This is a genomic window from Pseudomonas sp. R4-35-07 (genome assembly GCF_003852235.1).
Taxonomy (GTDB): Bacteria; Pseudomonadota; Gammaproteobacteria; order Pseudomonadales; family Pseudomonadaceae; genus Aquipseudomonas.
This window is the reverse complement of record NZ_CP027732.1, coordinates 3,870,136-3,894,565: the sequence shown is the minus strand read 5'-3', so window position 1 is coordinate 3,894,565 and position 24,430 is coordinate 3,870,136. Positions and strand designations below refer to the sequence as shown.

21 protein-coding genes and 1 tRNA gene are annotated in these 24,430 nt (G+C 60.6%); 16 read left to right on the top strand and 6 right to left on the bottom strand.

All coding sequences use genetic code 11. The features are described from left to right. The first annotated feature begins 64 nt into the window (after nt 1-64). On the top strand, nt 65-2,527 hold the full coding sequence (locus C4J89_RS17745) for an EAL domain-containing protein (RefSeq protein ID WP_124415185.1): 2,463 nt from the start codon (nt 65-67) through the stop codon (nt 2,525-2,527). Nucleotides 2,528-2,603: 76 nt separating this feature from the next. Continuing rightward, the gene (locus C4J89_RS17740; protein WP_372237506.1) at nt 2,604-3,377 is read left to right on the top strand and encodes a TenA family transcriptional regulator; all 774 of its coding nucleotides are present in this window, start codon (nt 2,604-2,606) and stop codon (nt 3,375-3,377) included. Between the two features lie 21 nt (nt 3,378-3,398). On the opposite strand, the gene C4J89_RS17735 is transcribed toward C4J89_RS17740, so the two are convergent. Both C4J89_RS17735 and lldD read right to left on the bottom strand, forming a co-directional pair. Further along, the gene (locus C4J89_RS17735) at nt 3,399-4,325 is read right to left on the bottom strand and encodes a GGDEF domain-containing protein (protein WP_124363669.1); all 927 of its coding nucleotides are present in this window, start codon (nt 4,323-4,325) and stop codon (nt 3,399-3,401) included. Between the two features lie 286 nt (nt 4,326-4,611). Then, a complete protein-coding gene (lldD, locus tag C4J89_RS17730; protein WP_124415183.1) occupies nt 4,612-5,766 on the bottom strand; it encodes an FMN-dependent L-lactate dehydrogenase LldD in 1,155 nt (384 codons plus the stop codon). Nucleotides 5,767-5,865: 99 nt separating this feature from the next. Between lldD and C4J89_RS17725 the strand changes: the two genes are divergently transcribed. From C4J89_RS17725 to C4J89_RS17705, 5 genes are all read left to right on the top strand, one after another. Then, complete coding sequence (locus C4J89_RS17725; RefSeq protein ID WP_124415182.1) at nt 5,866-6,768, top strand: LysR family transcriptional regulator; 903 nt, start codon at nt 5,866-5,868, stop codon at nt 6,766-6,768. 54 nt (nt 6,769-6,822) lie between these two features. After that, nucleotides 6,823-6,898: transfer RNA gene (locus C4J89_RS17720), tRNA-Asn, on the top strand. Nucleotides 6,899-7,036: 138 nt separating this feature from the next. Then, the gene (locus C4J89_RS17715) at nt 7,037-8,248 is read left to right on the top strand and encodes a YeeE/YedE family protein (RefSeq protein ID WP_124415181.1); all 1,212 of its coding nucleotides are present in this window, start codon (nt 7,037-7,039) and stop codon (nt 8,246-8,248) included. Between the two features lie 163 nt (nt 8,249-8,411). Beyond that, a complete protein-coding gene (locus C4J89_RS17710; protein ID WP_124415180.1) occupies nt 8,412-8,954 on the top strand; it encodes a cysteine hydrolase family protein in 543 nt (180 codons plus the stop codon). Nucleotides 8,955-8,958: 4 nt separating this feature from the next. Further along, entirely contained in the window at nt 8,959-9,954 is a 996-nt protein-coding gene (locus tag C4J89_RS17705; RefSeq protein ID WP_124415179.1) for a GlxA family transcriptional regulator, read from the top strand. Here C4J89_RS17705 and C4J89_RS17700 read toward each other — a convergent pair. Both C4J89_RS17700 and C4J89_RS17695 read right to left on the bottom strand, forming a co-directional pair. Further along, nucleotides 9,926-10,096: a DUF2986 domain-containing protein gene (locus tag C4J89_RS17700; protein WP_124363663.1), complete on the bottom strand. Its 171-nt coding sequence runs from the start codon at nt 10,094-10,096 to the stop codon at nt 9,926-9,928. The two genes, C4J89_RS17705 and C4J89_RS17700, sit on opposite strands and share 29 nt — an antisense overlap. 81 nt (nt 10,097-10,177) lie before the next feature. After that, nucleotides 10,178-10,789 (bottom strand): transferase, encoded by a 612-nt coding sequence (locus C4J89_RS17695; protein ID WP_124415178.1) that lies wholly within the window; start codon nt 10,787-10,789, stop codon nt 10,178-10,180. A 388-nt stretch (nt 10,790-11,177) separates the two neighbouring features. Here C4J89_RS17695 and C4J89_RS17690 point away from each other — a divergent pair, with 388 nt between their 5' ends. Together C4J89_RS17690 and C4J89_RS17685 are read left to right on the top strand one after the other, a co-directional pair. Continuing rightward, nucleotides 11,178-11,480: a type II toxin-antitoxin system RelE/ParE family toxin gene (locus C4J89_RS17690; protein WP_124363660.1), complete on the top strand. Its 303-nt coding sequence runs from the start codon at nt 11,178-11,180 to the stop codon at nt 11,478-11,480. A gap of 1 nt (nt 11,481) precedes the next feature. Then, nucleotides 11,482-11,859, top strand: a complete 378-nt coding sequence (locus tag C4J89_RS17685) for an addiction module antidote protein (protein ID WP_124415177.1) — start codon at nt 11,482-11,484, stop codon at nt 11,857-11,859. Between the two features lie 44 nt (nt 11,860-11,903). Here the strand turns inward: C4J89_RS17685 and gudD are convergent, their stop codons facing one another. Together gudD and C4J89_RS17675 are read right to left on the bottom strand one after the other, a co-directional pair. Then, on the bottom strand, nt 11,904-13,229 hold the full coding sequence (gudD, locus tag C4J89_RS17680; RefSeq protein ID WP_124415176.1) for a glucarate dehydratase: 1,326 nt from the start codon (nt 13,227-13,229) through the stop codon (nt 11,904-11,906). Nucleotides 13,230-13,247: 18 nt separating this feature from the next. Continuing rightward, on the bottom strand, nt 13,248-14,609 hold the full coding sequence (locus tag C4J89_RS17675; protein ID WP_124415175.1) for an MFS transporter: 1,362 nt from the start codon (nt 14,607-14,609) through the stop codon (nt 13,248-13,250). Between the two features lie 337 nt (nt 14,610-14,946). Here C4J89_RS17675 and C4J89_RS17670 point away from each other — a divergent pair, with 337 nt between their 5' ends. The 7 genes from C4J89_RS17670 (at nt 14,947) to C4J89_RS17640 (ending at nt 24,367) form a co-directional block, all read left to right on the top strand. Continuing rightward, nucleotides 14,947-15,657: a FadR/GntR family transcriptional regulator gene (locus C4J89_RS17670; protein ID WP_124371317.1), complete on the top strand. Its 711-nt coding sequence runs from the start codon at nt 14,947-14,949 to the stop codon at nt 15,655-15,657. A gap of 13 nt (nt 15,658-15,670) precedes the next feature. After that, nucleotides 15,671-16,366 carry a tRNA (adenine(22)-N(1))-methyltransferase TrmK gene (locus tag C4J89_RS17665; protein WP_124415174.1) on the top strand — a complete coding sequence of 232 codons (696 nt, stop codon included), beginning with the start codon at nt 15,671-15,673 and terminating at the stop codon, nt 16,364-16,366. 239 nt (nt 16,367-16,605) lie between these two features. Beyond that, nucleotides 16,606-18,663 carry a methyl-accepting chemotaxis protein gene (locus tag C4J89_RS17660; RefSeq protein ID WP_124415173.1) on the top strand — a complete coding sequence of 686 codons (2,058 nt, stop codon included), beginning with the start codon at nt 16,606-16,608 and terminating at the stop codon, nt 18,661-18,663. A gap of 68 nt (nt 18,664-18,731) precedes the next feature. After that, complete coding sequence (locus C4J89_RS17655) at nt 18,732-19,358, top strand: glutathione S-transferase family protein (protein ID WP_124415172.1); 627 nt, start codon at nt 18,732-18,734, stop codon at nt 19,356-19,358. An 84-nt stretch (nt 19,359-19,442) separates the two neighbouring features. Then, the gene (locus C4J89_RS17650; RefSeq protein WP_124415171.1) at nt 19,443-21,176 is read left to right on the top strand and encodes an OPT family oligopeptide transporter; all 1,734 of its coding nucleotides are present in this window, start codon (nt 19,443-19,445) and stop codon (nt 21,174-21,176) included. 160 nt (nt 21,177-21,336) lie between these two features. Continuing rightward, a complete protein-coding gene (locus C4J89_RS17645) occupies nt 21,337-21,738 on the top strand; it encodes a hypothetical protein (RefSeq protein WP_124363651.1) in 402 nt (133 codons plus the stop codon). A 52-nt stretch (nt 21,739-21,790) separates the two neighbouring features. Then, entirely contained in the window at nt 21,791-24,367 is a 2,577-nt protein-coding gene (locus C4J89_RS17640; protein WP_124363650.1) for a hypothetical protein, read from the top strand. The last annotated feature ends 63 nt before the right edge of the window (nt 24,368-24,430 follow it).

Genomic DNA, 24,430 nt, shown 5'->3' with positions numbered 1-24,430 from the left:
TAGGTTGTGCGATCGGGAGCGGATTTTCGCGTGCGTATTGAGCTGTGCATGTGCAAGGGACTTCATGAAGCAAAAGCGGACTCTCGGAACGCCACGGTTGCTGGGCATTGTCTGGCCCTTCATTGCCGTCGTGCTGTTCCAGGCATTGTTAGGCTGCGTCAGTCTCTACGTGCTCTCGGCGGTGCGTGGCTATGTGGCTGGCGAAAGTCTGTGGTCCAAGGGCCAGAAGGACGCCATCTACTACCTGACCCTTTACGCCGATAACCGCGAAGCCGCCACTTACCTCAAATATCAGCAAGCGATTGCCGTGCCCCAGGGCGGGCATGAATTGCGCGTTGCGTTGGACCGTCCCACCCCGGATATCCCCGCCGCACGCCAGGGCATCATCAAGGGTGGCAACCACCCGGACGACGTCTCCAGCCTGATCTGGCTGTACCTCAACTTCCGCCATTTCAGTTACCTGGAAAAAGCCATCGAACTCTGGACGGTGGGCGACGGCTACTTGTTGCAGCTGGACGACCTCGCCCAGGCAATGCATGGCGCCGTTGCTGCTGATCGGGTCAATGCTGACGATGTGCGCCTGTGGAAGGCGCGCATCACGGCCATCAACGAAGGTGTGACACCGGCGGCCAAGGCGTTCAGTGATGCCTTGGGTGAAGGGTCGCGGATGATCCTGCGCCTGTTGTTGATCACCAACTTGGCCACGGCCCTGGGCCTGATCGTGTTGGCGTTGCTGCGCACGCACAAGTTGCTGACCCAGCGTCATGCGTTTGCCGATGCCCTGCAGGCGGAGAAGGAGCGGGCGCAGATTACCCTGGAGTCGATCGGCGACGGTGTCATCACCACCGACGTGGACGGTGCGATTGCCTACATGAACCCCGCCGCCGAAGCGTTGACCCACTGGCAGTCGGCCCAGGCCCAGGGCCTGCCGCTGGCGGCGTTGTTCAAGTTGCTGGATGAAAACGCCGAGCCGGACGGCTTCACCCTGATCGAGCACATCATCAAGGGCGAACTCAGTGGCGGCAGTGAACATTCCAAGTTGATCCAGCGCCTGGACGGCAGCACCGTTTCCGTGACCCTGGTGGGCGCGCCGATTCGCAGCGCCGGCAAGGTCAGTGGCGCGGTGCTGGTGCTGCATGACATGACCCAGGAGCGCCAGTACATCGCCAACCTGTCCTGGCAGGCGACCCATGACGCCCTGACCGGCCTGGCCAATCGCCGTGAATTCGAATACCGCCTGGAGCAGGTGCTGCAGCAGGTAGCGCGCCAGCAAAACGGCCGCCATGCCTTGATGTTTCTCGATCTGGACCAGTTCAAACTGGTCAATGACACCTGCGGCCACGCTGCGGGCGACGAGTTGCTGCGGCACATTTGTGCGTTGCTGCAATCGGACTTGCGCGAAGGCGATACCCTGGCGCGGCTGGGCGGCGATGAGTTTGGCATCCTCCTGGAGAATTGCCCGGCGCCGGTGGCCGAGAAGATCGCCGAGAGCCTGCGTCACACCGTGCAGAACCTGCATTTTGTGTGGAAGGGCCGGCCGTTCATGACCACCGTCAGCATCGGCCTGGTGCATATCTCACACACCCCGACCACCCTGGAAACGTCCCTGCGCGCCGCCGATATGGCGTGCTACATGGCCAAGGAAAAGGGGCGTAACCGGGTGCAGGTGTATCACGCCGATGACTCGGAGCTGTCCCTGCGCTTTGGTGAAATGGCCTGGGTACAGCGCTTGCACATGGCGTTGGAAGAGAATCGGTTTTGCCTGTACTCCCAGGAAATCTCGCCTCTGGGCCATACCGAAGCGGGCAATGGGCACATCGAAATTCTCCTGCGGCTGCACGACGAGGCGGGGCGAATCATTCTGCCCGACAGTTTTATTCCGGCGGCCGAGCGTTACGGCTTGATGACTTCCCTGGACCGGTGGGTGGTGGAGAACGTCTTCAAGATCATCGCGCGTTGCATGCACGAGCGTCCGGGCCGACCTATGGCCATGTGTGCGATTAATCTGTCAGGAATAACCATTGGCGATGACGATTTTCTTGGTTTTTTACGTGAGAAATTCGGCACTTACAACATCCCTCCGGAAATGATTTGTTTTGAAATAACCGAGACAAGCGCTATCGCCAATTTAGGCAGTGCCATTCGTTTTATTAATGAACTCAAAGCGTTAGGTTGTCATTTTTCCCTGGATGACTTTTGTGCCGGAATGTCCTCGTTCGCCTATCTCAAACATTTACCTGTAGACTTCCTGAAGATCGATGGAAGTTTCGTAAAGGATATGCTGGACGACCCGATTAACCGCGCCATGGTCGAAGTGATCAATCACATAGGCCATGTGATGGGTAAGCGCACTATCGCCGAGTTTGTTGAAACGTCGCAGATCGAACAGGCATTACTTGAGATAGGCGTGGACTACGCTCAGGGCTATCTGATTGAACGTCCGCAATTGTTTACCTTCGATAGCCTGCAATGCCGACCTGCGCGGCCGCAGCCCCTGTTATTCAAGGCGCCCGGCACATTCCGCTGAAACTTTGCTGGTCTGTACATCACACTTAAAAAGGAGCCCTACAGTGATCGACACCTTCAACAGAACCGGCCCGCTTATGGAAGCCTCGAGTTATCCCGCCTGGGCGCAGCAATTGATCCTGGACTGTAGCGAGAGCAAGCGTCGGGTTGTCGAACACGAACTGTACCAACGCATGCGCGATAACACGCTCAGCGCCAAGACCATGCGCCACTACCTGATCGGTGGCTGGCCCGTGGTGGAGCAGTTCGCCTTGTACATGGCACAGAACCTCACCAAGACCAAGTTTGCCCGCCATCCGGGGGAGGACATGGCGCGTCGTTGGCTGATGCGCAATATCCGCGTGGAATTGAACCACGCCGATTATTGGGTGCATTGGGCACGTGCCCACGGCGTCAGTCTTGAAGAGCTGCAGGCACAGGATGTGCCACCGGAGTTGCACGCATTGAGTCATTGGTGTTGGCACACCAGTTCGGCGGATTCGTTGATCGTTGCGATTGCCGCCACCAACTACGCCATCGAGGGCGCCACTGGCGAGTGGTCTGCCGTGGTCTGTTCCACCGGCGTGTATGCTGCCGCCTTCCCGGAGGAAGAACGCAAGCGCGCGATGAAGTGGCTGAAGATGCACGCCCAGTATGATGACGCGCACCCTTGGGAAGCCCTGGAAATCATCTGCACACTGGCCGGCACGAACCCGAGCAAGGCCCTGCAGGTGGAGTTGCGCCAGGCGGTGTGCAAGAGCTACGACTATATGTACCTGTTCCTGGAAAGCTGCATGCGCCTGGAACAAGAGAAAGAAAAGGCGCCCGTACTCGTTCGTGAGCGCCAGGCGCGCGTCGCCAGCGAGGCGTGATGCACCCGTGATGGCGGGGTTTTACCCCGCCATTGCCAAGCGGTTGCGGCCTTCGCGCTTGGCCACGTACAAGGCATTGTCGGCCCGGCGCAGCAGGCTTTCCGCCGACTCGGCCGCCAATAACGTCGAACAGCCAAGGCTCACCGTCAAGTCGACCCGCGTACCCTCCACCCAGTAATCATGGGCTTGTGCCGCCTGGCGCAGGCGCTCGCCGACCATCCGCGCCGCATCGCGCCCGGTGTTGGAGAGCAGGATCAGAAATTCTTCCCCGCCGAATCGAAACACCATGTCCACGTTGCGCAACTGGCTTTTGATCGCTGCGGCCACGGCGCGCAATACGCTGTCGCCGGCGGCATGACCATGGGTGTCATTGATCTTCTTGAAGTGATCGATGTCCAGCATCAACAGGGACAGCGGGTGCATATGGCGCCGAGCCATGTCAATTTCCCGTTGCAGGGTCTGGTCCATGGCCACGCGGTTGCCGGTTTCGGTCAAAGGATCGCGCAGGGCACTGCGGGTGGCGGCGCGGTAGAGCAGGGCGTTGCGCATTGGGTAAAGCAACGTTGCGAGCAGGGACTCGAGCTGGCCCAGTTCCTCTTCGAGGAAGCGTTGGTTGCGACGGAACACCAGCTCACCCAAGTGCTCGCCCTCATGGCTCAAGGTGTAGCTCACCGAATGATGGCCGCGATGGCCGAACTCCAGGCGCAGGTCGCTGATCGCGTAGCGGTATTGCAGCGCGTCCAGCGGCACCAGGCGTTGCACTTCACGGAAGAACAAGCCGAGGATGCGTTCCGGTTCCAGGCTGGTCTGCAATTGCTGGTTCAGTTGCTGGCGAAGCTGACCGAGGGTGGCGGGGCGATGGGGGCGAAGGGACGGCTGACCAAACCCCAGGCGTTGCAATTTGGCACTGTCAAAGTCAATTGCGTTGGTCTGGGTCGGTGTTTTCATACGTAGGCGGCCTCTAAGCACATGACTGTCTTACAGGCGGGATGAGAGTGGCAAGTGCCAAGCGTCTTACTGTTCCTTCAGTTCCGTAAAACATTGGAAACAGTTTAGACCGCTTTACGCCGGGTTATAAGCCCAGGGCACTGCCACACGTCTTGTCATCGCTTGACCTGCGTGAGTGGGTTAGAGCCAGATTCGTGCCAATCGTTTGAATTAATAAATACCTATATAAATCAATGAACTGATTTTTCATGAAAGCCGTCGACAAACAGTCGCGTCATTTCTCTGACTAATATTGAATGTTTGAAGAGGAGGTTACCAACGTAGAACGGTCAATCTGCGCGATGGAAGTGACCCCTGTCAGCGTCATGGCGACGCGCATTTCCTTGGCGAATATCTCCAGCAGGTTTTCCACGCCGTGCTGGCCATCGGCGGCCAGCGCATACACCGCGGAGCGCCCCAGCAGGCAGGCCTTGGCGCCGAGCGCGAGCATGCGCACCACGTCGAGCCCGGAACGAATGCCGGAATCCACCAGCACGGTGAGGTCATCGCCAACGGCCTCGGCAATCGGCGGCAACGCTTTGGCGGTCGACAGCACGCCATCGAGCTGGCGGCCGCCATGGTTGGAGACCACGATGCCGTCGGCGCCGAAACTTACGGCATCCTTGGCATCCTGCGGGTCCAGAATGCCTTTGATGATCATCGGGCCCTTCCAGAAGTCGCGGATCCACTCCAGGTCTTTCCAACTGATCGACGGGTCGAAGTTGGTGGCCAGCCAGCCGATGTAGTCTTCCAGGTGCGTGGGTTTGCCCAGGTACCTGGAAATATTGCCGAGGTCGTGGGGGCGGCCCATCAAGCCCACATCGAACGCCCACTGCGGCTTAGTCACGGCCTGCAATATCCGCCGTTGCGCCGCATACGGCCCGGACATGCCCGAATGCGCATCACGGTAACGCGCGCCGGGGGTTGGCATGTCAACGGTGAACACCAGTGTCGTCACGCCTGCCGCCTGCGCCCGCTCCAAGGCATTGCGCATAAAGCCGCGATCCTTGAGCACATACAGCTGGAACCAGATCGACTGCGGGCTTTGCGAGGCGACTTCCTCGATCGGGCACACCGACACCGTCGACAGGCAGAAGGGCACACCGGCGTTCGCCGCCGCCTTGGCTGCTTGCACTTCTCCGCGTCGTGCATACATGCCCGTCAAGCCGACCGGGCTGAGAATGACCGGCATGGCCAGCTCCTGGCCAAATAGCGAGGTCTTCAAACTCAGGTTGTCGACATTGCGCAAGATGCGCTGGCGCAGGCTGATCTCTGCCAGGTCCGAGCTATTGGCGCGCAGGGTGTGTTCGGCATAGGCGCCGCCATCGATATAGTCGAACAGAAAGCGCGGTAACTTGCGCTTGGCGGCAGCACGGTAATCGGAGGCGGACGAAATAATCATGGCATGGGCTCCACTCGGCAAAGTGGCCCACGATAAGCAAAGTTATGGCATGATAAAAACAACTTTTATCGCTGCAATCCAGTCGCAAAAGGAATACTGATGAACCTGCGAACCCTGCGAGCGTTTGTCGAAGTGGTGCGCCAGGGCGGTTTTTCCCAGGCGGCCGAGGTGGTATCCCTGACCCAGTCCACGGTCAGCAAGGCGGTCAAGACCCTCGAAGAGGAGTTGGGCACACCGCTGCTCAATCGTCTTGGCCACAAGAACGAACTCACCGCCGCCGGCGAAATTACCTACCGCCGCGCCCTGGTGCTGCTTGCCGAACACAATGACCTGGTGGTGGAGATCAACGACCTGCGCGGTCTCAAGCGCGGCGTGCTGCGCATCGGTCTGCCACCGGTAGGTTGCGGCGTACTGTTTGCGACAATGTTCGCCACCTACCGCACGCGCTACCCCGACATCGACATCGAACTCACCGAATACGGCAGCAAAAAACTGCGCGAATGCCTGGAAGCCGGGGAGGTTGACCTGGCGGCCCTGCTGCTGCCGGTGGATGAAGGCTTCGACTACCAGCCTGTACGCAACGAACCGTTGATCGCCGTATTACCTGTCAGCCACCCATTGGCGCGCCGCGAACGCATCGACTTCACCGACCTGGCAGACTCGCCGTTCATCTTGTTCGAAGCCGGTTTCGCCCTCAACGCGAAAATCCTCGCCGCCTGCGAACGCAAGAGCGTAGTGCCAAAGGTGACTGCTCGTAGCGGGCAGATCGACTTTATCGTCGACCTGGTCACCGCCGGCCTGGGCGTCGCCTTCCTGCCACGGATGCTGGCGCACACACACCAACACGCCGGCATCGCATTGATCCCCTTGGACGAGCCCCACACTGACTGGCATATCGCCCTGGCTTGGCGCGCCAGTGCCCACTTACCACCCGCTGCGCGCGCCTGGCTGGAACTGGCCAGGGAGCAGGCGGTTTCGACCAGTCATCCTGCCACGTTGTGACACACGTCAGAGGAGGCTTGACTTCTTCTTTTTAATCAGTAACATACGGCGCATTCCGCGATAGCTCAGTTGGTAGAGCAAATGACTGTTAATCATTGGGTCCCTGGTTCGAGTCCAGGTCGTGGAGCCAGATAGAGAAAAGCCTGCAGAGATGCAGGCTTTTTTTTGCTTGAAATTTGACCCGGCAACAGCGGGTACCAGAACGACCGCGCCTGCCCGCCATCGCTCTGGGTTTATACTGGCCAGCTTCAAACACATTGAGGTCCCCATGAGCACTTCCCTTTCCCTGACCCGGGCGCGCAAGCCGTTCGCGCCATTAGTGGCCTTTATCGTCCTGATGGCGGGCGCCGTATTCCTGCAAAACACAGTGGGTGTGCGCCAGGTGTTGTTGCTGGTCGTCGGCGCCGCATTGGGCTTGACGCTGTACCACGCCGCCTTTGGTTTTACCTCGGCCTGGCGCGTGTTTATCAATGATCGGCGCGGCGCCGGCTTGCGCGCGCAGATGGTGATGCTGGCGGTGGCGGTCTTGTTGTTCTTCCCGGCGCTGGGCGCGGGCACCTTGTTCGGCCAGCCGGTGGTCGGGCTGGTGGCGCCGGCCGGGGTGTCGGTGGTATTCGGCGCGTTTATCTTCGGCATCGGCATGCAGCTGGGCGGCGGGTGCGCGTCAGGTACCCTGTTCACCGTGGGCGGCGGTAATGCGCGCATGCTGGTGACTCTGCTGTTTTTTATCTGCGGATCGTTGATCGCCACCCACCACGTTGACTGGTGGTTTGCCCTGCCGTCGTTCCCGCCTGTTTCAATCGTCAAAAGTTTCGGCGTATTGCCGGCGTTGCTCCTGAGCCTGGCTGTGTTCGCGCTCATTGCGTGGGTGACCGTGCGCCTGGAGAAGCGCCGCCATGGCCAACTTGAAGCCGGCGTGACCAGCGAACATCGGGGGCTGCGTCGCTTCCTGCGCGGGCCGTGGCCGTTGGTGTGGGGGGCGATTGGCTTGGCCTTGCTCAACTACGCCACGCTGGCTTTGGCCGGGCGGCCATGGGGCATTACTTCAGCGTTCGCGCTGTGGGGCGCCAAGGTGGCGAGCGGGCTGGGGGTGGACGTGGCCAGTTGGGCGTTCTGGCAGGTGCCGGGCAATGCCAAGGCCCTGGCCGCACCGGTTTGGGAAGACATCACCAGCGTCATGGACATCGGCATTATTCTTGGCGCGCTGTTGGCCGCCGGCCTGGCCGGGCGTTTCGCGCCGAGCTTGAAGATCCCGGCGCGCTCGTTGATCGCGGCGGTCATCGGCGGCTTGCTGCTCGGGTATGGTTCGCGCCTGGCGTACGGCTGCAACATTGGCGCCTACTTCAGCGGCATTGCCTCGGGGAGCTTGCATGGTTGGCTGTGGCTGGTGGCGGCGTTTATCGGCAATAGCGTGGGCGTACGCCTGCGACCGTTTTTCTTCGCCGGCGAACGGCCTCAGGTAGCCCTGAGTGGTTGCTGAACGAGCGGTGCATATTTGGCTGGCTGGCAGCTGCGACGTCATGGCATGGTATGTATGTCCGAATCGGTCCTGAACCGGTCCGCCTTGCGCCTGTTGTGCATCCGGCAGGGTCTTTACCATGGCTTGCAACACTGCCTCCATACATAAGCCAAAAGGACCCGCCATGAACCGCAAAGCCCTGATCGTGATTGATGCCCAGCATTCTTTCCGTCATTCACCCTACTGGTCCGAAAACGACCTGCCGGATTACCTGGCAAACCAGCAGGCCCTCATCGACGGCTGTGTTCAGCAGGGCATCCCGGTGGTACAAGTCTTTCATGTGGAAGACCAAGGGCACTTTTCGATGGCATCGGGTAACGTCAAGACATTGAGCGAGTTATCGATCGATCCGCAGCTGGTCATTCATAAGCACTACCACAGCGCCTTCGCCGGTACATCGCTGGCCGCGCGCCTCACGCAGATGGGCGTCACCACATTGATCATCAGTGGTATTCGTACTGAACAGTGCTGTGAAACCACCACGCGGCAGGCTTCTGACAGCGGTTTTAACGTCGACTTCGTCAGTGAGGCTACGCTGACCTTCCCGATGACCCACGCACGCAGCGGCCGGGTGTACACCTTGGCGGAGATACGCGAGCGTACGGAGCTGGTGCTGGAGGATCGGTTTGCGCGCATCGTCACCGTCGCCCAGGCATTGGCGGGGTGAATCCATGAGCGTGCCGGTGCTGTTCGTGCTGTTGCCCAATGTGCTGATGCTCGACCTGGCGGGGCCTGCCGAAGTGCTGCGCCTGGCCGCGCAGGCCGACGACCCGGCGGCGGTGGATTTCGAGCTGCAGTACGTCAGCCCGGTGGAATCCCTGCACAGCTCCATCGGTTTGCCGTTAACCGGTCTGGCGCCCTTGCCGACCCGCTTGGCGCCGGGCACCCTGGTGGTGTTGGTCGGCTCCAGCATGAAGGTGGACAAAGCACGCCAGCAGGCCTTCGAATCCGCCAGCGACAGCCTGGTGCAGTGGCTGCAGACGGTGTTCGCGCCCTCTGCCGAGCGTTTGATATGCGTGTGCGCCGGTGCGCTGACTGCCGCCCGTGCCGGCCTGCTCGACGGGCGCCAATGCACCACGCACCATACGCTGTGCGCCACCCTCCAGGCCCTCGCGCCCAAGGCCCGGGTCCTGGAAAACCGGCTGTACGTCACCGATGGTCGGGTCAGTTGCAGCGCCGGGATCACCGCCGGTATCGATATGATGCTGCACTTGATCGCCGAGCGTGCCGGGCCAAGGCTGGCCTGCGCCGTCGCACGGGACATGGTGGTGTACCTGCGTCGCAGCGGCGCAGACCCGCAGTTATCGCCGTGGATAGCCGGACGTAATCACCTGCACCCGGCAGTCCATCGTGTACAAGACGCCATTGCTGCCGCCCCCTGCGACGCCTGGACCGTCACCCGCATGGCGGACCTGGCCTGCACCGGCAGCCGCCATCTGGCGCGCCTGTTCCACGAGCATGTCGGCATCAGCCCGCTGGATTACCTGCACCGTCTGCGCCTGGCCGTGGCTCGCGAGCTGCTGGTGGAGTCGAGCCTGGACATCGAAACCGTCGCCGAACGCGCAGGCTTTGGTTCGGCGCGCCACCTGCGGCGTATCTGGGGCAAATATGAAACGGGCACGCCTTCAGCGATGCGCCTTATTCAGCCAGCGTCTCAGGGGGCGTAACCGACTCCTGGCCGGTCTCGGCCGCCAGCTTTAAACGGTCCGCCTTGCTGACGTATGTATCTTTGCTCTTCGGCGCAAGTTTGGCACTGGCCTTTTTGGCCTTGGCCTTGAAGAGCTGCTTGAGTTTTTTCTGGCGGTTCATGTGTGTTGGCCTGATGGGGGAGGGCGCGGATGATACCAGCTTGAAAAGCCTGACCGTTCAACGCACTCAGCCGCCTGCAGCTCAATCGTAAGCGAACTGGTCAACCAACCCCAGGCGTGGAACATGGCTGTTGGGGAGCAATAGCGCGCCGGGAGCGATGACTGCATTTGCGCCAATCTTGCAGCCGTCGCCCACCAAGGCACCGAATTTGTTCACGCCTGTCTCTATCACGCCGGTTGCATGGCGGATCCTGATCGCTGCTCCATTCAGTTCGTTACGATAATTGGCGATGATCGCGCCGGCCTCGATATTCACGCCTTCGCCAATCAGTGAGTCGCCGACAAAATTGAAGTGCGCCAACTTGCTGCCATCCAGCATGAAGGTGCTTTTCAATTCGCAACTGGGCCCTACGATGCAATGGCTGCCCAAATAAACGCCTCCCCGCAGGTATGCACCCGCTGCCACGAATGAGCCTTCGCCGATGATAATCGGGCCCTTCAGCACTGCGCCTTCTTCGACGATGGCGCTTTCATGGATGGCGCAGTTACCGTGGCGGCGAAAGCCTGGGCCTAGGCGCGAAAGCAGGGATAGCACCTGGTTCTCGCAGTCTTGGGACACCTGCCAGGCGGTTGGGGGAATCAGGCCGAGTGAGGGCCATTGGGTAATGAAGGTGCTGATTTTGGGTGAACTCATGGAAAGTCTCCGGTTCGGGCTGCGAGCGTCAGGACAGAATAATGCGAGCCAGGTGACTTTTTACATGGGTTGGCCTACGCCGATCCAAATGTGGGAGGGGGCTTGCCCCCGATTGCGGTGTGCCAGTCAGCCATTTTTTAACTGATAGACCGCTATCGGGGGCAAGCCCCCTCCCACATTGGATTTATGCTGTGTCACCGGGCGATCAGGGCGCCACGCCGGGGCGCCGTTGTTTGATCGGCCGCTTTAAACGCGGGGGAAACAGGTGCTAATAGTATCGATCAGCCGCTCGGGCGGGTGCTGGACTAGGGTTTTGCTTGCGGCTTTCATCGCAATTAAAAATTCACTGGCATCAACAGGGAGTAGCCAGTAGGCTACATGTGGCTTTGTGATCAATACGATTGGCAGGACGCCCGAGTTTGATACATGGCTCGACGGTATGAAGGATGTTTGGGGGAAAGCAGCGGTGCTGACCCGTCTCGACCGCGCCGAAGAGAACAATTTTGGCGACTGTGCGCCTGTCGGCGACGGCCTGAGCGAAATGCGTGTTTTTGTCGGGCCAGGCTACAGGATTTATTTTGTACGCACGGGCATCACCGCTTACTTGATGTTATGGGGAAGCGATAAAACCGACCAGAAAAGAGGAATCAAGCGGGCAAAAGAGATCCTCGATGCCCTGAGAGGTAGATGAAATGAGCAAATCGAAATTCAAACCGGAGGACATGCCGATCCTCGATCTGGATACATCCGGTACCCGCGTCTACGAAGCTTCACGCTTCCTCGACAATCCGCAGGCTATCAGCGCTTATCTGGCGCAGAGCATGAAGTCTCAGGACCCACACGTCTTCATGAAGGCCCTTGCCGAGGTGGCCAAGGCCCAGGGCGTGAACAAGGTGGCCGAGGCGGCGGGAGTTAATCGGGAGAGTCTTTATAAAACCCTTAAGGGCGGCTCCAAAACGCGCTATGAGACGATCCAGAAGTTGATGGTGGCATTGGGGGTGGAGCTGACAGTGCAGCCGATTGCGAGCAGGCAAGCGCCTGGGGCAAAGCCGGCGACCGCCGGCCAATAATCGACCATGACACTGAAGACAGCGGCCGGCTTTGCCTTGAGGCCTTACCGCACCAGGCAAGGTCGCTTGTTGTTGAAGCTCCAACCTGGAATCAGGTACTGCATCGCCACGCTGTCGTCGCGCGCGCCCAGCCCCATGCCTTTGTATAACTCATGGGCCTTGGCCACGGCATCCATGTCGATATCCACCCCGAGGCCCGCCTTGGCCGGCACTTTTACGTAGCCGCCTTCAATCTGCAGGGGCGCCTTGGTCAGGCGCTGGCCGTCCTGCCAGATCCAGTGGGTGTCGATGGCAGTGATCTCGCCGGGTGCGGCGGCGGCCACCTGGGTGAACATGGCCAGGGAAATATCGAAATGGTTGTTGGAATGCGAACCCCAGGTCAGGCCCCACTCGTTGCACAGTTGCGCAACCCGCACCGAGCCCTGCATCGTCCAGAAGTGCGGGTCGGCGAGGGGAATGTCCACCGATTGCAGCTGGATCGCATGGCCCATTTCACGCCAGTCGGTGGCGATCATGTTGGTGGCGGTTTTCAGGCCCGTGGCGCGGCGGAATTCGGCCATGACTTCGCGGCCCGAGTAACCGTTTTCCGCACCGCAGGGGTCTTCGGCATAGGCGAGTACGTGATGCTGGTCACGGCACAGGCGGATCGCTTCCTTGAGTGACCAGGCGCCGTTCGGGTCGAGGGTGATGCGTGCATCCGGGAAGCGTTCGGCCAGGGCCGTAACGGCTTCGATTTCTGCATCGCCACTCAGCACGCCGCCCTTTAGCTTGAAGTCGTTGAAGCCGTATTTGGCTTTGGCGGCTTCGGCCAGGCGTACCACGGCGTCGGCGGTCAGGGCTTTCTCGTGGCGCAGGCGGAACCAGTCGTCGTCGGCGTCGGCCTCGTTGCGATAGGCCAGGTCTGTGGCGCTGCGGTCACCGACGTAGAACAGATAACCGAGCATTTTCACCGCATCGCGTTGCTGGCCCTCGCCGAGCAGGGCCGCCACCGGCACTTCGAGAAACTGCCCGAGCAAGTCGAGCAGGGCAGCCTCCATCGCGGTAACGGCGTGAATGGTGATACGCAGATCGAAAGTTTGCAGCCCACGACCGGCCGCGTCCCGTGAGGCAAAGGTGGTGCGCATTTGATTGAGGATGCGCTGGTACTGCCCGATGGGCTGGCCGATCACCAGGCCGCGCGCGTCTTCCAGGGTTTCGCGGATGCGCTCGCCACCGGGCACTTCACCCACGCCGGTGTTGCCGCCACTGTCCTTGAGAATGACGATGTTGCGGGTGAAATAAGGGCCGTGGGCGCCGCTGAGGTTCAGCAGCATGCTGTCGTGGCCGGCGACCGGGATGACTTGGAAATGGGTGACAACAGGCGTGTTCATGGCAAAGTCCTTATACGCTCAAATAGATTTGCTGACGGCGGCGCCGGTGGGCGCAACGCTGGGCGACATCAAGCCGGCAGACGGTGACGTCTTGGCGAAAAACACCAGGATGGCCGCGAGCACAGAGGTGCCGGCCAAGCCGTAAAGCCCGCCCTGGATCGAGCCGGTGGTTTGTTCCAGAAAGCCGAAGGTGGTCGGTGCGACAAAGCCACCCAGGTTGCCGATGGAGTTGATCAGCGCGATCACCGCGGCGGCGATGCGCACGTCGAGGTAGCCCTGTGGGATCGGCCAGAACAGCGAAGAAGCGGATTTGAAACCGATGGCCGCAAAGCAGATGGCCACAAAGGCGAAGATCGGCCCGCCAGTGGTGGACATGAACATCCCGGCTGCCGCGATCAACAAGGCTGCCGCGACCCAGGCCTGCTGGAATTTGAACTTGCCCGACAGCGATGCGAAGGCGTACATGGCGATGATCGAGATCAGCCAGGGAATCGAGTTGAAGAACCCGACCTGCACATCGCTCAGGTCACCCATTTTCTTGATGATGCTCGGCAGCCAGAATGTCGCCGCATAGATCGTCAGTTGGATGCAGAAATACAAGGCGCAGAACAGCATGATCTGGCGGTCCTTGAGCAGTTTGCCGATGGTCGGTTTGACCGTGGTCAGGGCTTCGCGATCGCGCTGTTCCTGATCGATGGCGCCCACCAGTGCCTCCTGTTCTTCGCGGCTCAGCCACTTGGCGTCATGGGGCTTGGAGTCCAGCCAGAACCACACGAAGAAGCCCAGCGCCACCGAGGCCAGGCCTTCGATGGCGAACATCCATTGCCAGCCGTGAAAGCCCAAGCCTTCGATCTGCAACAGCGCACCCGACAGCGGACCGGAGATCAGTGAAGCAACCGCCGAGCCACTCAGGAAAATCGCAATGGCTTTGCCGCGCTCCACGCCTGGCAACCAGCGGGTGAAGTAGTAGATCACGCCTGGGAAGAAGCCCGCTTCAGCCACGCCCAGCAAAAAGCGCAGGATGTAGAAGTGGGTTTCGTTCTGGATGAACGCCATCATCGTGGCGACGATGCCCCAGGTGAACATGATGCGGGTCAGCCAGATGCGCGCGCCGACTTTTTGCAGCAGCATGTTCGACGGCACTTCGAAGATCGCGTAGCCGATGAAGAACAGCCCGGCACCGAAGCCATAGGCCGCCGCGCCGATGCCCAGGTCGTGCTCCATATGCGTGCGCACGAAGCCGATGTTGACCCGGTCGATGTAGTTGAGGATGAACATGATCACGAACAGTGGGAGCACGTGGCCCTTCACTTTGCTCACGGCGCGGATGAGCACCGAATCAGTTTCTGGTGTGGCAGATGCATGGCTTGAATTGTTCACAATTCAAAACTCCCCCTGATTTGTTTTTATGCGGGTTTGCGTGTCTTGTTGCCAGACATCATACAAGTTATTTTTTGAAAACCGCAATGCGTTGGGATCTGTATTTATTCTTATAAAAGCCGCTAGCAGGCGTTATTTTGGTTATTTATTAGATTTTTAATGGGTTTTAGAAGCCTTGTAGCCGTCGGAACCCCCGGCAAAAAATCCCCGGCACAGAAATGGTACTGAAGTGTTTCAGGTTGGTTGTCATACAAGTCAATCGTTTCACGAATCAACCCAGCGCCGCGCCTGAGCCCAGTGTTAAGCTCCCACCTGCCCAACCCCGTGGAACCTGGCAATGCCCATTGAAAACGCCCCCGCTGTGCGCAAACGCTCCACCAACCTGGCCCAGGGCGTGGTCGACGCACTGACCCAGCGCATCCTGCTCGGGCAGCTCAAACCCGGTGAAAAACTGCCGTCCGAATCCACCATCGTGCTTGAGCACGGTGTCAGCCGTACGGTGGTGCGCGAAGCCATCTCCAAGCTGCAAGCCTCTGGCCTGGTGGAGACGCGCCATGGCATCGGCACCTTCGTCCTGGCGCAACACCCCCAGCAAGGCTTGCGCCTGCATGTGGACACGGTCGCCAGCGTGCGCAACATGCTGGAGCTGCGCCTGGGCCTGGAAGTGCAAGCCGTGGCGCTGGCCGCGCTGCGCCGTACCGACGAGCAACTGGCGCACATGCGTCAGGCGCTGGACGACTACCAGGCCTCCTTGGCCAACAACGACAGCTGCGTGGAAGAAGACAAGCGCTTTCACCAACTGATCGCCGAGGCCACCGGCAACACGTTTTTCAGCGAAATCATGCAGCACCTGGGCACTGCCATGATCCCCCGCACCCTGGTGCTGGGCGCCGAGCGCGGCGGCGCGGATTTTGCCAAGCTGGGGCAACTGGCGAACCTGGAGCATGAGGCGATCTTCAATGCGCTCAAGCGCCAGGATCCGGATGCCGCGCGGGCGGCGATGGTGCTGCATTTGACCAATAGCCGGGATCGATTTTCCGGCGAATGACAAGGAATCCCTGTTGAACGAACACACATTGTCCATGCGCCTGGAGCGCGTAGCGGCATGGGTGCCGGTTGGCGCGCGCCTGGCTGATATCGGCTCGGACCATGCTTACCTGCCGGTGGCGCTGATGCGTCGTGGCGTGATTGCCCACGCTGTGGCGGGAGAGGTCGCGGCCACGCCCTTTCGCGCGGCCCAGCGCACCGTACACGCCAACGACCTGGAGCAGTGCATCCGCGTACGCCGGGCCGATGGTCTGGCAGCGATCGAGCCAGACGACACCATCACCGCCGTCAGCCTGTGCGGCATGGGCGGCGAGACGATCCGCAACATCCTCGACAGCGGTAAAGCGCGGTTGAGCGGCCAGGAACGCCTGATCCTGCAACCCAACGGCGGCGAGCAACCGTTGCGCCACTGGTTGATGGACAACGGCTACCGAATCCTGCACGAGGAGCTGCTGCATGAGAACCGCTTCTACTACGAAATCATCGTCGCCGAACGTAGCGGGCCGGTGAACTACACCGATGAGCAGCTGTACTTCGGACCGCTGCACCTGCAGGCGCGCACCCCGATGTTCGTGGCGAAATGGCAACGCCTGCTGCGCGAGAAACACAAGACGCTTGCCGGTTTCGAGAAGGCCAGGCAGTCGGTGCCGCAAGCAAAACGGCAAGAAATTGCCCAGCACATCCAATGGATTACCCATGTGCTGGGCTGAATGCCGCCGCGTACAGCGTAGCTCCCCGAAACTTTTGTCCCCGGCGGTTACAGGGCCTGCCCGCCACTGAGTGCTTTTGCCCCATTTTCGCGCACCGTCGGTCGGTTTCGCGGTGCCATTACGCCTATCGCCAAGGTTTCAACCTGCGGCCCATATCTTGCTAATCAATGACATGGCATTTTGCCGTTAGTTATTTCACACGCTGTGAAGCTTGAGTTTGTTCAGGGGAGTTGCAGGGCATGCAAAGACTTTTATCACCGGGTATCCGCCTGCTTGGACGGTTCGGTTTCGCGCGCAAGTTCCAGGTGCTGTTCTTCCTGTTCATGCTGCCGCTGGCCGGGAGCTTGTGGATGATCGGCCAGGATTACCGCGACAAACTCGCGGTGATCTCCAGCGAACAGTCCGGTGTGCGCCAACTGTTGGCGCTGGACTCGCTCGATGTGCAACTGACCGCCCAACGCAACCTGGCCGCCCGCTGGAAAGCCCTGGATATTCTGCATACGCCAACCCCTGCCGCCCAGGCCGCGATGGACAAGGTGGACGCTGGCAGCCCAGTGATCCAACAAGGTCTGCAAACCCTGGGCGACGCGCTCAGAACCCATAACGCCAGCGCCGATACCCTGGCGCGCTTCGACACCTTGCAGGCTGCGGTCAAGGGCATGGACACCCAGGCCCTGCGCACCGTCGGCTGGTGGCCGGATGGCTATGACCGCTTCACCGCCGCCCTGACCGCGATGCAATCGCTGCGCGAACAGATCACCCTGGATGCCGGTTTGATCCTCGATCCGTGGCTGGAAACCTACCTGCTGATGCAGATTTCCAGCCAGCACACCCCGGACCTGATCGAGCGCATCGGGCGCACGGCCAGCGTCGGCCAATCCTCGATCGCCTCGGGCCAGTTCACCCTGCAAAGCCGTTTGCAGATGCGCGACCTGCGCGGCCGCATCGGTGATGCGCGCGACCAGTTGGTCAAGGCGGCAGGCGCGCTCAAAGCCAGGCAATACCCAGGCCTGGAGCCTTGGACGGTGCAATACGCAACCAGCCTGCAACGCCTGGACAGCGAGCTGAAGACCCTGGACGACGGCGTCTTCGGCGGCACCATCAAGCTCGACACCGCCGCGTTCGACCAAAGCGTTGACGCCATGCTCGCGGCCTTGGGCGCGTTACGCAGCCAGTCGCTGCATTCGCTCGACGCGCGCTTGAGTTACTACCGTGAGCGCTCGCTGCAGCACTTCATCCCCGTGGCGGCGACGTTCAGCCTGCTGGCGCTGGCGGCGTTGTACCTGTTCGTCTGCCTGCAAGCGTCGATCCGCCGCAGCGCCAGCGGCATCACGACGCTGGCCGAGTCTTTGCGTGACGGCAACCTGCGCGTCGAAGTGGCGGTGGAGGGGCGCGACGAACTGGCCGCCATCAGCACGGCGCTCAACGTCGCCGTGGTGCAACTGCGCGCCAGCCTGCTCGGCGTCAATCATGAAACCCAGCAGCTGGGTGCCACCGTGCTCACTCTCAACGCGCAATCGGGCAGCACCCTCACCGAAGTCGAAGACCAGCAACACCAGATCAGCCAGATTGCCGCGGCCGCCACCCAGTTGGCTGCCACCTCCCTGGGCGTCGCCAAAAGCTGCGAGCAGGCTGCCGATAGCGCCCAGCAGACCCGGCGTATCGCCGAGGACAGCAGCCGCGACAGCCAGCGCACCACGGCCAGCATCCAGCAACTCAATCAGCGCCTGACCGACACCGCCAACGCGCTGGAACAAGTCAGCCAGCAGGGCCAGCAGATTCAATCGGTGGTCGACACCATTCGCGGGATCGCCGAGCAGACCAACCTGCTGGCCCTCAATGCCGCCATCGAAGCCGCCCGCGCTGGCGAGCAAGGCCGCGGATTTGCCGTGGTCGCCGATGAGGTGCGCAGCCTGTCGCAACGCACCCAGGCGTCCACCGCGCAGATCGCCAGCACCGTGGACAGCCTGCGCGCCACGGTCAGCCAGGCCGTCAGCCTGATGGGCGCCGCCTGCAACCAGGCGCTCAGTGACGCCGAATCCGTCACCGGCCTGGGCACGCGCCTCGGCGAAATCGCCGGTGCCGTACAGAACGTCACCGACACCCTGGCGCAAATCGCCGCCGCCGTGGAAGAACAGGCCACGACGGCCGACGAGGTGAGCGGCAATATCCAGCAGGTGGACCAGGCGGCCGGGCGCTTGCTCGACGGCGCGCGGGCGGTCAATCAGGCCGCCGACAGCCTGAGCAAGGGCAGCCGGGCGTTGAGTGCTAACACGGCGCGGTTTCGATTGGACTGAGCGCCCATTCAGGGCACTCTGCCGTCGTCGTGTAGTCTTCTCCTTAACCCTAACGGAGCTGCCCCCCTATGATTACCGTTCACCACCTCAACAATTCGCGCTCCCAGCGCATCCTCTGGTTGCTCGAAGAGCTGGGCCTGCCCTACGAGATCAAGCGCTACCAGCGCGACCCGAAAACCAACCTCGCGCCTCCCGAGCTCAAGGCCATTCACCCGCTGGGCAAATCGCCGGTGATCGAGGACGGCTCCCGTGTACTGATTGAATCGGCCGCGATCATCGACTACCTGATCCGCCGCCACGGCAACGGCCAACTGCAGCCTGATCCGGCCAGCGCCAGCTACGACCAATACGTGCAGTGGCTGCATTTCGCCGAGGGCTCGGCCATGCTGCCGCTGATGCTCAACCTCTACGTCGGGCGCCTGGGTGACGCCGGCGCGCCGCTGCATCCGCGCATTGAATCGGAGCTGGCCAACTACCTCGGCTACCTGAATGACGTGCTCGGGCAAACCCCGTACCTGGTGGGTGACGAGCTGACCGGTGCGGACATCCAGATGAGCTTTATCGGCGAGATTGCCAAGGCGCAGGGCAAGCTGCGGGCATACCCGAACCTGGCGGCATGGGTAGACAAGCTCCAGCAACGACCGGCTTATCGCAAGGCGGTGGAGCAGGGCGGTGAGTATGCGTTCGCCAAATAGAGGCGCATGAAGGACCGCTGAACCTTTACGCCAGGCAGCGCTCACTTATCCAGTGGCGCTGTCTTCTGGTCGAAAGGAATCTGCATGCATCCCATCTCGTCAACCCACCCCGTAGAACGCGAACTCAGCCTGCGGGCAGTCATCACCGGGGTCCTGCTCGGTATCCTGCTGACCCCGTCCAATGTGTACGCGGGCCTCAAAATCGGCTGGTCGTTCAACATGTCGATCATCGCGTTGCTGATTGGCTATGCGGTCTGGCAGGGACTGGCCAAACGCTCTGCTGCGGCGGTGCCGTGGACGCTGCACGAAAGCAACATCAACCAGACCGTCGCTTCGGCCGCCGCGTCGATCATTTCCGGCGGGCTGGTCGCGCCCATCCCGGCCTACACCTTGCTCACGGGCAACCAGCTGGAGGCGATCCCGATGATTGCCTGGGTGTTTTCGGTGAGCTTCCTGGGGATCTGGATCGCGTGGTACCTGCGGCCCTCATTGCTCAATGACAAGGCGCTGAAGTTTCCCGAAGGCATGGCCACCCTGGAGACCTTGCTGCATATCTACAACCACGGGCGCGAAGCCGCGACACGGTTGAAAGTGCTGCTCAGCGCCGCCATGTTGTCGGGGCTGGTCAAGTGGGTGGACACCTTCCTGTGGGCGCTGCCGCGCTGGTCGCCGACCGCACAGCTTGAGCGACTGACGTTTAGCGCAGACCCTTCGCTGCTGTTACTGGGGTTCGGCGGCATCATCGGCATTCGCGTCGGCCTGACCTTGCTGCTCGGCGCCGTGCTGGCCTGGGGCGGGCTGGGGCCATGGCTGTTGGCCCAAGGGCTGGTGAGCATTCCAGCGGGTAGCAGCGGCCCCCAATTTGCCGCGCTGGTGGAATGGCTGCTGTGGCCGGGGGTGAGCCTGATGGTGTGTTCCACCCTGGCGTCACTGGCGATTCGACTGTGGGCGCTGCACCGCTCCACCCGGGCTGGCGGCGGCACGCCGTGGACGCTGCCCAAGCCGGGCCCTGCCACCGGCTTTATCCTGGCGATCGGCTTGGTGGTGAGCCTGCAGGCGCTGTTGTTCGGTATCAACCTGTGGATGGCACTGTTGACCATTCCCCTGGCAATCTGCCTGGCTGCCGTGGCGGCGCGGGTGGTGGGGGCCACTGGTATACCGCCGATTGGCGCCATCGGGCAGCTGTCCCAACTGAGCTTCGGCATCGCCGCACCGGGGCAGGTGCCGATCAACCTGATGAGCGCCAACACGGCCGGCGGTTCGGCCGGGCAATGCACGGACTTGATGAACGACTTCAAGGTGGGCAAGGCGATTGGCGCCACCCCACACAAGCAGGTTATCGCGCAAATTCTGGGGATTTTCGTCGGCAGCATCGTCGGCGTATTCGCCTACCTGGCACTGATCCCCGACCCCCAGAGCATGCTGCTTACCGAACAATGGCCGGCCCCGGCCGTGGCCACCTGGAAAGCCGTGGCGCAAACCCTGACCCACGGGCTGGACTCACTGTCGCCGAGCATTCGCTGGGCGATTGCCATCGCGGCCTTGATCGGTGCAGTGCTGGGTGTGCTCGACAGCATGTTGCCTGTCGATCGTGCCCGCTATCTGCCCAGCGCTGCGGCATTGGGACTGGCGTTTGTATTGCCGGCCTCCGTGTCGCTGATGATGGCGTTGGGGGCGGTGGTGACCTGGGTGATCAGCTGCCGTTGGCCAAGCCTTACCGAGCGTTTTGCGATTACCGCAGCGGCCGGGCTTATCGCCGGCGAAAGCATCACCGGCGTGGGGGCCTCCTTGTGGCAGATGATGATGCAGGCGAGTTGATAAGCGAATCGCGCTGCTATTGCCCGATGGAACTATTGGTGGACGGCCGCCACTCATCTCTCGCCTCTCTCATATTCACTGAGCGGGGCGCCAAGAGATAACTCAGGGACGCCAGTTATAACTCCAGAAGCAAGGTTGCTTACGCTTGAAGGGATAGGCTGTGAGTTCTGATATTGCGAAAACACTACGCGAAACCCTGGTGGACCTCGGCGTACCCCAGGAACACATCGGCTACTTTGATCGCCACTCATCGATCGCACTTAACTTCAAAACGATCAGCCCGATCATGCTCACTGCCGACCGTCGTGGGGTGTGGATGTGGAGTGAGTTAAACAATCTGAACAGCGCCACGCTGAATATCCACGCGGAAAAACTGCTGCTTTTACTGCAGCATGCGTTGCCATTCGTGGTGACAGGCCAGCCCGTGTTAGGCAAAGGTCTGCGCGGTTACGAAGTCAAAGCCCTGTTGGACGATGCATGCATGGGTTCAGCCAAAACATTGCAGGTAGCGCTGGATGGATTTTTCAAACTGATGACATCGCTGCACAGTATTTTCAAATAACCAGTCGCTACGACGTTCGCTATCTTATTCATGGCTAGAGGCAACCACTATTATGCCGATCACGAATGATAACGCCTCCCGCGCGGCGGCCGAGTTACAGGCTAACGCAGATAGCCAGGTGTTGAAGAATGTCGAGTTTGTGAAGAACTTCGACTACATAAAAAACAAGCCTATAGATGTCACCTCTAACGCCCTGCCCACGGTAACGCTCAAAGCCGACGGGCGGGAACGCCCGGTCAGTTTTCTTTATGGCGACACGCAGGTCGCGCAAATCAGAAACGGCGCTATTTATAACGCCGTGATTGACAGCGACATCGTTGAAAAACACTCCCAGGACCGTATCGCGCCGGGCAAGGCGTCCATCAAGGATGGTGCGCTGAGCCTGGGTTTGAACCGGTTCAGGATCGCGAGTCCGGCTGACACCGAAACCCAGAAGATCCTTAGCCGACTGCGTGGCATCACCGATCCAGAGCAGCGTAGAACAGAGCTGACCAAGCTGGTCGCCAACGGCTCGACGCAAGCTGCCGAAGGTTCGATGAGGCTGAAAATGGTCAACGACCCGGTACGGCGCGCATTCGAAAGCTACTATGCCAAGCATGCCCTGCAAGATTATTTCCGCTCGCCGGACACCTATAAAAAATTTGTCGATATTTCAAATAACCAAGTGAATTACATCAAGGACAACTACGTGTCTGCGCCGTTGTTCGAGAAGTATGAGGCGGCTTGGAAAAACCAGAGTTTCGACACAAGCATCGTGGGCCTGGATCAACTCCAGGGGTTCTATACGCGTGCCGAGAAAACCCTGGAAACTTTGAATATCTCGCCCGAGGCCAGGACGGCCTTGTTTGATATCTACAAACACCGCTATCTCAGCTACGCGCTGAAGAATGAACCGGATGTCGAGGCAAAACTTCCGTCAGGCCATTGGGGCGGCGTGTTTGATCCCATCAGGGCACCCGGAAAAGGCCGTATTGAACTCAACGCTCGAGAAGGTAACTTGTTCAGACAGGCAGACAGTCATAACGTCGGCATCTTGCGAAATATCGATGCGACGCCCAGGGACTTGCGCCTGAACGACCCTTTCAACATCAAGTATGAAAGCGATTACCAGAGCCAATTGCTGGCCAGCGCCAGCACCCGTTGCCCCGACAGACTAGAGATGCAGGACCCCGCGCATCCCGATGCATCCAAACCGGGTTCTTACCTGAAGACGTTTTTTGAAAAAGGCACGGGGACCTACGTCAACGGACCATCGGGTTCAATTGTGATTGAGCAGGGGGCAGTGCGTGCGTGCAAGGATGTGCATGCCAATACCCGCCCTGAGGACCTTGAGACCTATTTGGCCATTCAAGCCTTGCTGTTCATTTATGTGGATGGTGGGCATTCGATGGATGAAATTACTTATGCGCTGACCCATCCGACTGTGCAGGACAAACTGCACCACGCCTTTTCCGAACGGCCCGGCTTCGAGCATATCGGCGATAAGCTTTTCATGAATGCCCGCGCCTTGGAAAACGCCGCCAAGGACGCTGCGGTCTTTAATGATGTGCTCAAGGCCAAGGACGCCACGCATCAACAGATCACCCATGGCAACCCGGCGGGCCAGCCCGCTCGAACGGCCACCAAGGCGCTGGCGCTGGCGCAAACCGTCGCAGCGAGAAACGTGCTCTACAAACCCAGCGACGTCCTGACTCAAGAGCTGGCCGGCGCCGCCGGCGTATTGCACCGGGTGGTCTCGAACCTGAGCCCCCAGCATCAAAACCTGCTGGGGGCTCATTTATTGGGAGAAGGCAGGCTGCTGGCAGGACAAACAACCGATGACTTGCTGGCTGCGTTGGCGCGCGCCGGTAGCGGGGCGGCGAGCGCCACCGACAGAGCGGTGGCCATCGCGTTGATGGGCGATATCGGCGGGTTTTACACCACTCCCGGCAACGCGGACCAGGGGCTGATGACGGCGCTCAACCGTCAGCTCCAGGCACAGGGGCTGGAGGTGCCCGATGCCGCCGCTGTCCAGCGTATGCGCGAGCACGGCGGCTCTGCGGCGGTAGGCCCGGATAAGCGCGCTGAACGAAAAGTCCGTGCGTTCGATTCGCCAGCCGACATGCCTTTTCGAGCAGGCGTACATAACAACGGGCTGGAAGCGGATAAGGCGCTCAATGTCCCCGCATCTGAACGTATTCCTGACAATCGCTGGGCGGTTTTTGACATTGGGACGGCCCGTGTCAAAGAAACGACCGAGCCGCTTGTCGGGCATATGTCAGCGTCGCCGGCCGAGATTTTACAGGCTTGGGACATGCTGCGCGGCGTAAGCGCACACGATCAATACGTGGGTGCGCTGCCCGACGGTCCGCGCGCTCAAGACGGTGGCACCATCATGCCTATGTCGGTCTTGGCGCCGGCCGAGCAGGACCAGCGCTATGCGCGTGCGGCAGGGGCGGGTGCATTTTTGGTCGGCTTGGGTTATCACAGCGCGGTCGAAGTGCTGGAAGGAACGTTGGTTTATACCGGGCAAAGCATCAGAGCCGAAGGCACACTGGATCCTTCCCAGCGTGATTCCGCTGATGTCTTCGGGCATGGGGCGGCAACTGACCTCATGAGCGAGCTATTCAAGTCCGGTACAGCAGCGTGATGGGCTGTCGGGCAATCATGCGTCCCCATTGATTGCCCGGTGCGCATGCTGTGCCCTCAAACG

Bases quoted from the DNA above. Each gene is read 5' to 3' on its own strand.
- C4J89_RS17650 (WP_124415171.1), top strand. From the start codon at position 19,443: ATGCATCCCATCTCGTCAACCCACCCCGTAGAACGCGAACTCAGCCTG.
- C4J89_RS17725 (WP_124415182.1), top strand. From the start codon at position 5,866: ATGAACCTGCGAACCCTGCGAGCGTTTGTCGAAGTGGTGCGCCAGGGC.
- C4J89_RS17710 (WP_124415180.1), top strand. From the start codon at position 8,412: ATGAACCGCAAAGCCCTGATCGTGATTGATGCCCAGCATTCTTTCCGT.
- C4J89_RS17700 (WP_124363663.1), bottom strand. From the start codon at position 10,096: ATGAACCGCCAGAAAAAACTCAAGCAGCTCTTCAAGGCCAAGGCCAAA.
- lldD (WP_124415183.1), bottom strand. From the start codon at position 5,766: ATGATTATTTCGTCCGCCTCCGATTACCGTGCTGCCGCCAAGCGCAAG.
- C4J89_RS17670 (WP_124371317.1), top strand. From the start codon at position 14,947: ATGCCCATTGAAAACGCCCCCGCTGTGCGCAAACGCTCCACCAACCTG.
- C4J89_RS17745 (WP_124415185.1), top strand. From the start codon at position 65: ATGAAGCAAAAGCGGACTCTCGGAACGCCACGGTTGCTGGGCATTGTC.
- C4J89_RS17685 (WP_124415177.1), top strand. From the start codon at position 11,482: ATGAGCAAATCGAAATTCAAACCGGAGGACATGCCGATCCTCGATCTG.
- C4J89_RS17695 (WP_124415178.1), bottom strand. From the start codon at position 10,789: ATGAGTTCACCCAAAATCAGCACCTTCATTACCCAATGGCCCTCACTC.
- C4J89_RS17655 (WP_124415172.1), top strand. From the start codon at position 18,732: ATGATTACCGTTCACCACCTCAACAATTCGCGCTCCCAGCGCATCCTC.
- C4J89_RS17735 (WP_124363669.1), bottom strand. From the start codon at position 4,325: ATGAAAACACCGACCCAGACCAACGCAATTGACTTTGACAGTGCCAAA.
- gudD (WP_124415176.1), bottom strand. From the start codon at position 13,229: ATGAACACGCCTGTTGTCACCCATTTCCAAGTCATCCCGGTCGCCGGC.
- C4J89_RS17740 (WP_372237506.1), top strand. From the start codon at position 2,604: ATGGAAGCCTCGAGTTATCCCGCCTGGGCGCAGCAATTGATCCTGGAC.
- C4J89_RS17660 (WP_124415173.1), top strand. From the start codon at position 16,606: ATGCAAAGACTTTTATCACCGGGTATCCGCCTGCTTGGACGGTTCGGT.
- C4J89_RS17715 (WP_124415181.1), top strand. From the start codon at position 7,037: ATGAGCACTTCCCTTTCCCTGACCCGGGCGCGCAAGCCGTTCGCGCCA.
- C4J89_RS17705 (WP_124415179.1), top strand. From the start codon at position 8,959: ATGAGCGTGCCGGTGCTGTTCGTGCTGTTGCCCAATGTGCTGATGCTC.
- C4J89_RS17640 (WP_124363650.1), top strand. From the start codon at position 21,791: ATGCCGATCACGAATGATAACGCCTCCCGCGCGGCGGCCGAGTTACAG.